This window comes from Mucilaginibacter phenanthrenivorans (genome assembly GCF_024721155.1).
Classification (GTDB): Bacteria; Bacteroidota; Bacteroidia; order Sphingobacteriales; family Sphingobacteriaceae; genus Mucilaginibacter; species Mucilaginibacter phenanthrenivorans.
The window spans coordinates 218,880-230,963 of sequence record NZ_JAHVAP010000008.1; the positions used below are offsets into that span (position 1 = coordinate 218,880).

Here is a 12,084-nt window from a genome sequence, read left to right on the forward strand (position 1 = left end):
TCAAGGATGCCAATCCTGTATTAATTCTGTAGAATTAAAGCGACACAATTAGCCCTTTCGTCTGCACTTTTGGGCATGCCATCTCATTTATTTTACTTCCCGCACCGCATACCGCACCTTAGTGCCGAAGTAAAAATAAGGGATGAAGAAACTGGTACTGTTATTTATAATTGCCGGGTTTAGTTTGGGCGTACATGCTCAGAAAACCCAGCAGATCCTGAAGAAAAATTACGTTAACAAACTTTACACCTGTGCACTTGACCAGATGCTGGACACGCTGGGCATGGACTACCATTTGCACATTGTTTTTGAACGCGACTCGCTGCACAAATTTGACGTGGTGGAGCACTTTTTCAACGACCGGCTGGATAAGGTTTTTGATAAGATCTGCAGTGATAATAACCTGCATTACTGGTTGGAAAACGACGGTACAATTTATATCTTACAAAATACCGACGATCTTACACGGCTCAAGAAACTAAACACGCTTAATAATATTGCCGCGGGCTTAAAACCGGTTACCATTGAAGCGCCAAAAGGGCCACCTACTCACTTTTTGTTTACTGTAAGCGGCAAGGTGACGGACCAAAACTCCGGCGAAGCCCTGCCGTCGGCTACGGTAAAAATCCGCAAAACGGATCTTGTGGCTACGACAGGCACCGACGGCAATTTCACCATATTTAATGTGCCCGCAGATACCTGTGTGGTTGAAGTATATTATTCAGGATATCAGCCGGAATTAATCCGGTTAAATGCTAAAAACATCAACGAAAGCATCGTGGTAACCATGTATAAATCGCTTAATACTTTAAACGAGGTTACCATTATGGGTAAAAAGAGCGGTGTAATGAATACCGATACCAAAAAGGTGGGGGTATTGCAATTATCACCGGCAAATCTTGATAAGCTGCCTAATCTTGGCGAAAAAGATATTATGCGGGCGTTCCAGCTAATGCCGGGAGTAGGTGCTACCAACGAGTCGTCGTCAGGCGCTTATGTTCGGGGTGGGACGCCGGATCAAAACCTTGTTGTTTTTGATGGCTTTACTGTTTACCAGGTTGATCACCTTTATGGCTTCTTCAGCGCCTTTAACAGCAATGCGGTAAAGGATGTGCAATTGTACAAAGGTGGATTTTCATCGATGTATGGTGGCCGGCTTTCCAGCGTTACCGAAATAAACGGGAAAGACGGCAATAAAAACGAGGCTAATTATGGCGTTGATTTAAGCTTACTTAGCTTCAACGCATTTGTAGAAACACCCATAGGTGATAAATCGTCGTTATTGGTGGCTTTCCGCCGCTCATACCAGGGGCCGTTTTACGACAAGATTTTTAAGCAATTTAATACCTCTACAACAACAGGTGGTGGTGGCGGCCGGGGAGGCTTTCCCGGCGGCGGGGGCGGTGGTTTTGGAGAACAAACCACGCCCGCATCGCACTTTTATGATGATGACATCAGGTATACGTATCACATCAACAAAACCAACTCACTGGCCTGGAGCTTATATTCAGGATCAGATGTAACCGACAACAGCCGCCAGTTGCAGTTGCCATCCTTTTTGAGTTCGGGCGGGGATATTAATATTACCGACTACACGAAATACGGCAACCTGGGCAGCAGTTTAAAATGGTTTAGCCAGTGGAGTAAAAAGGTGCATTCCAATACCTATATAACTTATTCATCCTATTATAACGACAGGAATCGTACCACGGCAGGCACAACCACTGATAGCAATGGCGATGCAGTCGCCTTTAGCAATGGTACTATCGAGAATAATAATCTGAAGGACATCGGCGTGAAATCAGAATGGCAATACCAATTGGATAATAAAGTGAAGTTGTTATACGGCGGCTTTGGATCGCGTCAGCATATCAATTATGATTATATCCAGAATGATACCAGCAGGCTGATCGATCAGCACAATACAGCGTTTATCGGTGGGGGATACGCCGAACTGGAATATGACCCTGATAATAAGCTGCACCTGCAGCCGGGAATGCGTACCACCTGGTTTCAACCAACGGGTAAACTATATTACGAACCGCGTTTTTCGGCAAGCTATGTGCTGAACGACAATTATACGCTAAAGGCCGCCACAGGCCAGTTTTACCAATTTATGAACGAGGTTACCCGCGAAGATGTGGCCAATGGGAACCGTAATTTCTGGGTGCTGTCAAATAATAGCAATATCCCGGTAGGTATGTCGAGGCATATAATGGGTGGGATCAGCTGGGAGAATAATGGCTTTTTGGTTGATGTGGAAGGATATTATAAAACGCTTTCGGGTTTAACACAATATGCTATTCGTCAAACCGGCTTTGCGCCGGGATCGGCTGGTACGATAGAGCAGGACTTTTTCCAGGGAACCGGGCATGCAAAAGGGATTGAATTGTTGCTGCAAAAGAAGTTAGGCCGCTATACAGGCTGGTTAAGCTATACGCTTGCGAGGGCCGAGAATAGATTTGCGATTTACGGCGACACTTACTACCCGGCAGATCAGGATGTAACACATGAGTTTAAGGCCGTTAACATGTACCATTATTACCGGTGGAACTTCTCGGCCGTGTTTATTTTCAGTACCGGACACCCTTATACTGCTCCGCTTTCAACATACACCGTTACCAATGCCGACGGAACTACGTCCACATCATATAACGTAGGCGCCAAAAATAGTGTCCGTTTACCTGATTATCACCGCCTCGATCTATCTGCAACCTATGACCTGCTTAAAATAAGTGGCGATAAAACGGGCAGTATCGGTATTTCGCTTTTTAATGTTTACAACCATGTAAATACCTGGTACAAGGAGTACCAGATCCAAAACAATGCGGTTATTGCTACCGATGTTAATTACCTGGGTTTTACACCAAATATTACGCTTAGTTTAAGATGGAAATAAAGAAATACTTTTCAGCGGCAGATATAATTTTATGCATGGGAGCAATGCTGTTGCTTTTTTCATGCAAAAAGGATACGGTAAATACAACTACAACGCTGCCTGTGGTGGAAGCGTATTTAATGCCGGGACATATAATTTCAGTAAAACTTTACCTGCAAAAGGAGTTAACCGATACTTCAAAATATGGAGGCCCGATAACCGGCCAGCAGCTTGCCATATCAGACGGAAGCACCAATGTAACACTTACCGAGAGCGCTAAGGGAGTTTATACCTACAGTGATACTACATTCTTAAAAACCGGCAAAACTTACAGCCTTACGTTTAAGTACCTGGGTAATACGGTAACTGCTAAAAGCACTATGCCTGCCAAGCCTTTGAATTTTGCCACGCAATATGCATCTGTTACATACACAAAAACTTCAACGGGACCCAATTCTGTCCAGGATACCCTTAACCGGTTTACATGGTCGAATCCCGACTCGTTAAATCACGTTTTGGTATTTAAAAATGCAGATGGGATTGCATTCGCACTTAGCGCCCGCGGGAATGAAACTACGTCTGATTTCGAGCTGAATACCGATCAGCGGTCCGTTTTGTATGCAACGCCAAACATATTCCCATATTACGGACATTATACCGTTATTTTGCTGCGTGTAAACCAGGAATATATCGACTTGCTAAAAAGCAATACCAGCCGCTCCACTTCGCAAAACCTGGTGAATACGCCTACTAATGTGGTAAACGGTTTCGGTATTTTTACTGCCATGCAGGCTGATACAGTTAAGTTTGATTTGCTTTAATAACACTGTCTCGTTTTTTTAAAGGTCATCCGAACACACATCTACGGAAATTTTCTTTCGTCCCGCTGTTGGTTTATAGCCTGGAATATTTTATAAATACTTTTTATAAAATATTTAGCTTTGAGTTTTTATGAGTAAAAGCGAAAAGAAAGGTACTGACAGATCAAGTGACAAAGCTGCCGGTCGTCCAACAGTTGGCAAACCTGCAGCTACTGGCGGAAAACCACCTGCAAAAAAAATAGCAGCGGCTAAGCTCAAGCTCCATAATAAAAGTCAGAATAAACTGGTAACCGAACATCCTGCTTCGGAAAGCGAAAAAATTACCGATCAAGATTCCTCACCCGAAAATAAAATGGAAGTACACCATCATCCCCAATTGGAGCATAAGCCCAAGCCCATTAAAGAATACCTGCTGGAAGGTTTTATGATATTTATTGCTGTAATGATGGGCTTTATAGCTGAAAACGTGAGGGAATCTATTACGGATCGTGAGCATGTAAAGCAACTGACATCACAATTAGTACAGGATCTTAAAGCAGATACTGCCGAGTTAAACGTTATGCTAAAGGGTGAAACAGGGATTGTAAAAATCAATGACACTCTGATAACTTTATTGCAACAGCCTTTTAAACAAGTTGACACAAGAAAAATTCAAAGCCTGCTGACCAAGTCTCATAGTATGTGGCTATTTCATCCGTCTGCAGGAGCCATGGCAGCTATTAAAAATGAACTGCATTTAAAGCAATTTAGCGATTCTGAAATAATAAGTCATTTTGCCAAATATGAGGGAAATTTTGAACTTTTACGTACAGCACAGGATATTAACCTGCAGTACCAGCGGCTTTACCTGGACTCTTTTTTAACCCAGCACCTTACTCCTTCAAACATGCAGGCATCGTTCGACAAAAACGGGAAGCAAACCGCGCAGATGCGAAATTTGACGCAGGCAGATCTTGACCAATTAGCCGCCGATTTCGTTCTGATAAGAATTATCAGCAAGGAACTGGTGAGGGACTATGAAATGCTAATGAAGGACGCGGTTGATATGCTGCATTATGTAACTAAACAATATGGGGTGAAAGATGAGTAAAATAATAGTTAAAACTATTTTGTATGTTGCCTTTTATTCGTTTTTCTGCGCCATTTCGATTTATGCAGGAATAAAATGTGGTTTTACAGACAGCCATACTCCGCCAATCCCCTTTGCTATTGAGCTATTTACATTGATAGTAGGTATAGTTCTCATGATAATTGACATTAAGATTGCTAAGGAAGGAAGATTGATAATTATATTAGTTCATAGTTTAGGCCTGCTTGCTAATGGTTTAGTGGCTGGCTATGTGATAATGCTGGCAATTTAGTCAGGCAACTGCCTGAGTATTCGAATTGGCCCATTTATTAAATACGAAGGTTAAACAAACTTGCATCTATACTTTAATTTTATGACAGTTTTCTTAGCGCTTTGAGTTCGCTGCGTGTTATCTCATCTGTTTTTTCTATTGCAATGGTAAAGGCTATGCTGCTTAGTGATTTGATATTGGTTCGTAGCCACGAAAGCGTTTCCACCGGGTACACGTTATGCAATTCGCGGAGCGACCAGCCAACACCTTTCTGTACATAATATTCCTTATCGTTTAACAACCTGGTAATGAGCTGCTCAATTTGGTTAAATGTCGAAAAAAATTTCTTCGTGCGGCTGTAGTATAAAAGCGAAACAACCGACTGCCTGCGTTTCCATAGATTCTTATCCGAGCTCCACTTTTTGAGTTGTTCATATACAATGGTCGTCTCAAGTTCCATGATCTTGGTATAAATTTTGGCCAGTGCGTCGCAAAGGCCCCAATCATCAACCTGGTCCTGCCAGTGGACAATTACCAGCCACATTTCCCGCATTTCACTGTCCTTTTTCAGATGACGCTCGAGGAAGAAAAATGCGTGGAGCTTAAGCCAAAAGTTATCCGCCGTGCGCCACAATTCATCCCAGATCGCCAATTGTTCAGTGAACGTCCATGAAGAGAAGGAATAAACACGCCTGGACTCGCGCCTGTGCAGCGGGACATTTCCTTGTAAGCTATAAATATGAGCGCAAATTTCCCGTAATTCAGTCGAATAGCCAGGAGTGTTCAGTTCATCCATTTATTTTGTGTAATAAAAAGGCTATTACCAAGCCCAATGCCATATATAACTTTTATATGCCGGTGTTGCGCATTAAATCGCTGGCTTCTTTAATGACGACTCCCTTATGATGAGTTCTGATCGCAATATCAAACTGTGTGTATTTTGCAACTCTCCCGGATTTGCCAAATGGTTTATGATCATCCTGGCAGCAAATTCACCCATTTCAAACCCTTTGTAGTCAATTGTAGTTAGGTGTGGTTCTACTACACATGCCATCTGGTCATTATTGAAACCTGCAACAGCAATATCACCAGGCACCTTTAAGCCCGCTTTTTTTATTTCCAGTATACAATTTACAGCGCAATAATCATTTGCCGCGAATATAGCGTCAGGCCTGGGCTTCATGCCTAAAACTTTTTTTGCCGCAGCAATCGCTGATTCTTTGGTTAAGTCGTTAACTATCAGCAATTCCTTGTCAAAAGGGAGTTGGTTGTCCTTTAAAGCCTGCTGGTAGCCGCGTGTACGATCAGCATAAACATTCCGCCGCTGATCGCCGCTGATGTGGACGATTCTTTTACATCCCTGTTCAATCAGATGGCTTACCAGGCTATAGGCAGCTTTGTAATTGTCAATACAAATACTGGGATACTTCGCGTGCTCTATCACCCTGTCAAAAAAAACAACGGGGATGTCGCGCTTGGTAAAGAATTCAAAGTGCTCAATATTGGTCGTGTCGTAAGCTAATGAAACTAAAACGCCGTCTACGCGATTATTGAACATTGCCTTTGCATTACTTACTTCATTTTGCATCAATTCCAGGGATTGGCTGATAAAAAGCGTATAACCGGCCTTGTTAACCACTTTTTCAATGCCGGCAATAACGTCAGACATGAAGTTGCTGTTAAGACGGGGAACTATCACACCAATAATGTTGCTTTTTCGGTTACGAAGATTACTGGCAAAGGAATTTGAACGATAACCCATTTCATTGGCTGTAGCAAGTATCTTCCGCTTGGTGTTTTTGTTCACACCCGGATGGTCCTTTAGTCCCCGGCTTACAGTGGCAGCAGATATATTAAGCTTTTGGGCTATATCGTATATGGTTATTTCCTTGCCTGTTTCAGCCATGCCAATTTCCGTGTGTTTTTATAAAAATACTATCGACTAAAATTAAACGAAACTTTTTTGCAATCGATTGCAAAATAAATACATTTGAGGATACTAACGAGTATTTTTATTTTTTTAACACCGCATTTTAGCATCCCGTTACAAATATTCTGTAAATGAAAATTCTATTTTGCATACTAATGTCGGTAATTTCAATGATTCCGTGCATGGCCTATGCACAATCATCAAAAATAGCTCCCAATATATTATTTGCTGATGGCCCCGGATCTGTTACCATTTCAGCAAAACACTCTTCAACAGCCTTATACATCAGTGAGGAGGACTTTCCCGGCGTAGCGATTGCGGTAAAAAGCCTGCAGGCAGACATCAAATCGGTAACTAATTATATGCCCAATATTATAAATCAGATCGGTTCTGATAAGCAATTAATAATTATCGGAACGATCGGTAAAAATAAGCTGATCGACCAACTGATACAGCAGGGCAAAATAAATGCTGATAGCATTACCGGCAGGTGGGAAGCTCATATTATGCAGGTGGTGGATAACCCGGTAGCTGGTGTTAAACGAGCGCTAATTATAGCAGGAAGCGATAAGCGGGGAACTATTTATGGGATATATGGTCTTTCGGCACAAATTGGCGTATCACCGTGGTATTGGTGGGCGGATGTACCTATAAGGCATCATGATAACCTGTATATGGCGCCCGGTAGATATATAGACAAGGGGCCCGCTGTAAAATACAGGGGAATCTTTATAAACGATGAGGCCCCGGCTTTTTCAGGATGGGCAAACGAAAAGTTTGGCGGCGTTAATCACCTGGTGTATGAAAAGGTGTTTGAACTGATCTTGCGCTTAAAAGGGAATTATTTGTGGCCTGCTATGTGGGGAAATGCCTTTAATGATGATGACAAGCTTGACCCCGTATTGGCAGATAAATATGGGATAGTAATGGGCACATCGCACCACGAACCTATGGATAGGGCGCAGCAGGAGTGGAAACGTTATGGAAGCGGTGTATGGAATTATGAGACAAACGGCGCTGTGCTGCGTGATTTTTGGAAAAAGGGCATCGAAAACATGGGTAGCAAGGAAACTATCGTAACCGTCGGAATGCGTGGCGATGGCGATATGCCTATGACGGATGGAAGTAATATTGCCCTTCTTGAAAAAATAGTGAGGGATCAGCGTAAAATAATTGCTGATGTTACCGGTAAGGATGCATCGCATACGTCGCAGATGTGGGCGCTATATAAGGAAGTTCAGGCGTATTATGATAAAGGCATGCGGGTGCCCGACGACGTAACCTTACTGCTTTGCGATGATAACTGGGAAACATCCGTAAGCTGCCTAAATTGGGCGAGCCAGTAAGAAAGGGAGGCTACGGGATCTATTATCATTTCGATTATGTAGGCGATCCACGTAATTATAAATGGCTGAACACGAATCAAATAAGTAAGACCTGGGAGCAAATGCACCTGGCCTATGAATATAACGCCCGCCAGGTTTGGATAGTAAACGTGGGTGATTTGAAGCCAATGGAGTTCCCGATAAGTTTTTTCCTGGATTATGCATGGTCGCCGGATTCATGGCCGGCAAACAGTTTAGACAGGTATACAAAACAGTGGGCTACCGGGCAATTCGGACCGGAACATGCCGGTGAAATAGCTCGTATCTTAACCTTGTATACAAAGTATAACAGCCGCCGGAAACCGGAGCTTCTTGACGAAAATACCTACAGCCTGGTTAATTATAATGAGTTTGAAAGTGTGATAAAAGACTATCAAAATCTAAGAAAAACAGCAAGGGATCTGAATGCAAAAATGCCGGTTCAATTTAAGGACGCCTATTATCAATTGGTATTGCATCCTGTTGAAGCGTGTTCAAATTTGTATGAATTGTATTATTATACGGCAAAAAACAGACTTTACGCCATGCAGCAAAGGGCAATTACCAACGCCATGGCTGATAGTGTAAAAAAGTGCTTTGAACGCGACTCACTGATATCTAATTACTACAACAAAATTATGGCCAATGGTAAATGGAACCATATGATGGATCAAACTCATATTGGCTATACTTACTGGCAGCAACCACCTGGTAATAAGATCCCCGATTTGAAGACTATTCAACTGCCATCAACTCCTCAAATGGGGGGGGTAATTGACGGCGCTGAATCATTGTGGTTAAATGAAACCAATAAGCCGGTAATACCGGTGTTTTTCGACGAGAAAAAGAAAAAGCATTACGTAGAAATCTTTAACAGGGGACAGGGCAACTTTACATTTAAGGTTCTGCCCCAAGCCGGTTATATAACTGTTGATCCCGCAAATGGTAAAATTACCGGCGAGCAAAGGCTTTGGGTAAATATTGATTGGGCTAAAGCACCGAAGGGGGTTAGCCATGTGCCAGTATTAATTGAGGGGAATAATCAAAAGGTGGTTATTGAAGTTGTGGTCAATAACGCACGGCCTGCACATCCGTTTGGTTTTTATGAAGAAGGTGGCTATATTTCGATGGAGGCAGAACATTATTCCAAAGCCATTGGTGATAAAAATATAACCTGGACCATCATCCCCGGGTATGGCAGGACACTATCCGGAATTATGCCCACTCCGGTTACTGCAAAAAGCCAAACACCGGGCGGTGATAGCCCACACTTAGAATATACAATAAATCTCACCGACACAGGCAAGATAGACATCCAGGCTTATATTTCGCCAACTATCGACTTCACAAATACCCATGGCCTGCGTTACGCAATTTCAATTGACGACGGACAGCCACAGATAATGAATATAAATGCTGACCAGTCGCAGGCAACGTGGAGTATGGATGTGAGTAATAATATCAAAAAGATCACCTCCGCTTACCAGGTCACCAAACCCGGTCGTCATCTTTTAAAATATTGGATGATCGATCCGGGTGTAGTGCTGCAGAAACTGGTGATAAATTGCGGAGGTGAAAAAGCAAGTTACTTGGGGCCGCCTGAGAGTTTTTATTGGCCCGGGAAATAACAAGCATTTTTACCAATATGATACGCAGCTATTTTTCTACAGAAAATGTGTTTATCATCTGCAGTGTGCCATCTGCATTATGATGTAATTCGGTCATTTTTACATTTCTTAAATAGGTTTTTCCCGATAGTTCCACATCGTGATAAAAAATATACCATTTTCCTTTAAATTTTATAATAGAATGGTGTGTGGTCCAGCCTTGTACCGGTTGCATAAAGTGTCCGGCGTAAATAAATGGGCCCATCGGGCTTTTTCCGATTGCATAAGCGAGAAAATGAGTGTCACCAGTAGAATAGGTGAAATAATATTTGCCGCGGTATTTATGCATCCAAGAGCCCTCGAAAAACCGGCGATCATGGTCGCCGCCCAATAGGGGGTGCCCGGCGCTATCTGTGATCACAGCGTCATGTACTTTCCCATCAAATTCGAGCATATTGCTTTTAAGTTTAACAACCCTGCAGTTTATAGCTGGTGACTTGTCTTGTTGCAAATCCGTTTTGGATCCGTTTGCGTCGAAGCTTCCGTTTTTCCAGCGCTGTAGTTGTCCGCCCCAAATACCGCCAAAATACATATAAGTGCTGCCATCGTCATCCGTAAAAACAGCCGGGTCAATGCTATAGCTGCCTGGAATGGGATTCTTTTTCGCCTTAAACGGACCCGCAGGAGTTTTAGCAGTGGCTACCCCGATTTGAAAGATATCCTCGTTATTCTTTACAGGAAAGTACAGGAAGTAGGTACCGTTTTTATAGGCAGCGTCGGGAGCCCAAAGTTGACGCCCGGCCCATGGAATATCCTTAATATCCAAAGCAACTCCATTATCGGTAGCTTTTCCGTTGATATGATCCAATGATAAAATATGATAATCCCGCATGGCGAAATGGTCGCCGTTGTCATTTTCCGGGATCCCCGCATCAATATCATGCGATGGGTAAATATATATTTTACCGTTAAAAACGTGTGCTGAAGGATCCGCCGTGTAAATGGTACTAATCAACGGTTTGGAAAGGTATTTGATCCTCCCTTTTTGCTGGGCCTCAGCATGGATGAATGAAAAGATGCCTGCCGCAAGGAATAATAGTTTTGATTTAAACATGGTTTTAATTATTTAGGTGTAGTTGGTTCGTTAAATATTGTGAGGCCTTTGATTGCAACGCGGCCTGATCATTTAATAGACTTTTTTCCTTTGGGATGAGGGGCTTATCCCGAAGAAATGGACTGCTTATTTCCTTGGTTAGCAAAAATAAAAAAATATGCAATCGATTGCAATAAAATCTATACTTTAGCATTGTTTTACTCATTTAGTCGACAGTAATCCTGTCACTACGCTTCTGCAGACCTAAAAAATATAAATTATATAAAATGGATATTTCTCCTAAACTGGCCATTGTAACCGGCGGAGCATCAGGAATAGGACTTGCCACCACCAGGGCCTTTGTAAAGGCTGGTATTAAAACCATTATTATCGGACGAAACCAGGATAAGCTGCAATTGGCAACAGATGAATTGGGGGAGCTGTGCGTGTATAAAATTTATGACCTTACAAATATTGCCGGGATCCCCGATCTTGTAAGTGAACTGGTCAGGGAACACGGCGTTCCGGATATTTTGGTAAATAATGCAGGGATAAATATGAAAAAATCCTTTATTGAAGTTACCGATCAGGATTTTCAAGATATTATTCAGATCAACCTGATGTCGGTGTTTTCGTTAAGCCGGGAGGTTGTTAAGCGGATGCTTGAAAAAGGACAGGGCAGTATTGTTAATATCAGCTCGATGGCTGCGCAATATGGCATTCCGCAGGTTATTGCTTACACTGCGGCTAAATCAGCTATTGAGGGTGTTACCCGCGCTATGGCGACAGAGCTTTCTCCTGGCGGGATTCGTGTGAATTGTGTGGCTCCAGGGTTTATCGCTACTGAAATGTCGGCAGCTGCTTTGGAAGACGATCCCGGGCGAAAAAATAAAGTATTATCAAGAACTCCAATGGGAAAACTTGGCGATCCGGACGATGTAGCTGCTGCAATACTTTATTTAGCATCAGACGCTGCCAAATTTGTGACCGGGGTTGTATTGCGGGTAGACGGGGGAAACGCCATAGGCTTTTGAGTGTGAATTATTTATGC

Annotated in this window: 9 protein-coding genes and 1 pseudogene; 7 read left to right on the forward strand and 3 right to left on the reverse strand. The window is 42.7% G+C overall.

The features are described 5' to 3' along the window. Positions 1–142 precede the first annotated feature (142 nt). From KXD93_RS20400 to KXD93_RS20415, 4 genes are all read left to right on the forward strand, one after another. Positions 143–2,899 (forward strand): TonB-dependent receptor, encoded by a 2,757-nt coding sequence (locus tag KXD93_RS20400; protein WP_258139202.1) that lies wholly within the window; start codon positions 143–145, stop codon positions 2,897–2,899. After that, on the forward strand, positions 2,890–3,699 hold the full coding sequence (locus KXD93_RS20405) for a DUF4249 domain-containing protein (protein WP_258139203.1): 810 nt from the start codon (positions 2,890–2,892) through the stop codon (positions 3,697–3,699). The genes KXD93_RS20400 and KXD93_RS20405 overlap by 10 nt, the downstream gene beginning before the upstream one ends. Positions 3,700–3,829: 130 nt before the next feature. After that, positions 3,830–4,789 (forward strand): hypothetical protein, encoded by a 960-nt coding sequence (locus tag KXD93_RS20410; RefSeq protein ID WP_258139204.1) that lies wholly within the window; start codon positions 3,830–3,832, stop codon positions 4,787–4,789. Then, a complete protein-coding gene (locus KXD93_RS20415; protein ID WP_258139205.1) occupies positions 4,782–5,060 on the forward strand; it encodes a hypothetical protein in 279 nt (92 codons plus the stop codon). The genes KXD93_RS20410 and KXD93_RS20415 overlap by 8 nt, the downstream gene beginning before the upstream one ends. A 79-nt stretch (positions 5,061–5,139) precedes the next feature. Here the strand turns inward: KXD93_RS20415 and KXD93_RS20420 are convergent, their stop codons facing one another. After that, positions 5,140–5,835: a DNA alkylation repair protein gene (locus KXD93_RS20420; RefSeq protein WP_258139206.1), complete on the reverse strand. Its 696-nt coding sequence runs from the start codon at positions 5,833–5,835 to the stop codon at positions 5,140–5,142. A gap of 72 nt (positions 5,836–5,907) precedes the next feature. Next, positions 5,908–6,945 carry a LacI family DNA-binding transcriptional regulator gene (locus KXD93_RS20425; protein ID WP_258139207.1) on the reverse strand — a complete coding sequence of 346 codons (1,038 nt, stop codon included), beginning with the start codon at positions 6,943–6,945 and terminating at the stop codon, positions 5,908–5,910. 698 nt (positions 6,946–7,643) lie between these two features. Here KXD93_RS20425 and KXD93_RS20430 point away from each other — a divergent pair. Both KXD93_RS20430 and KXD93_RS20435 read left to right on the forward strand, forming a co-directional pair. Then, positions 7,644–8,605, forward strand: a pseudogene (locus tag KXD93_RS20430) (glycosyl hydrolase 115 family protein); the annotation flags it as partial. 855 nt (positions 8,606–9,460) lie between these two features. Further along, entirely contained in the window at positions 9,461–9,961 is a 501-nt protein-coding gene (locus KXD93_RS20435; protein ID WP_258139387.1) for a hypothetical protein, read from the forward strand. Between the two features lie 28 nt (positions 9,962–9,989). On the opposite strand, the gene KXD93_RS20440 is transcribed toward KXD93_RS20435, so the two are convergent. Further along, positions 9,990–11,054 (reverse strand): glycoside hydrolase family 43 protein, encoded by a 1,065-nt coding sequence (locus tag KXD93_RS20440; protein ID WP_258139208.1) that lies wholly within the window; start codon positions 11,052–11,054, stop codon positions 9,990–9,992. A 266-nt stretch (positions 11,055–11,320) separates the two neighbouring features. Between KXD93_RS20440 and KXD93_RS20445 the strand changes: the two genes are divergently transcribed. Then, positions 11,321–12,067, forward strand: coding sequence for an SDR family NAD(P)-dependent oxidoreductase (locus KXD93_RS20445; protein WP_258139209.1), 747 nt, complete (start codon positions 11,321–11,323; stop codon positions 12,065–12,067). The last annotated feature ends 17 nt before the right edge of the window (positions 12,068–12,084 follow it).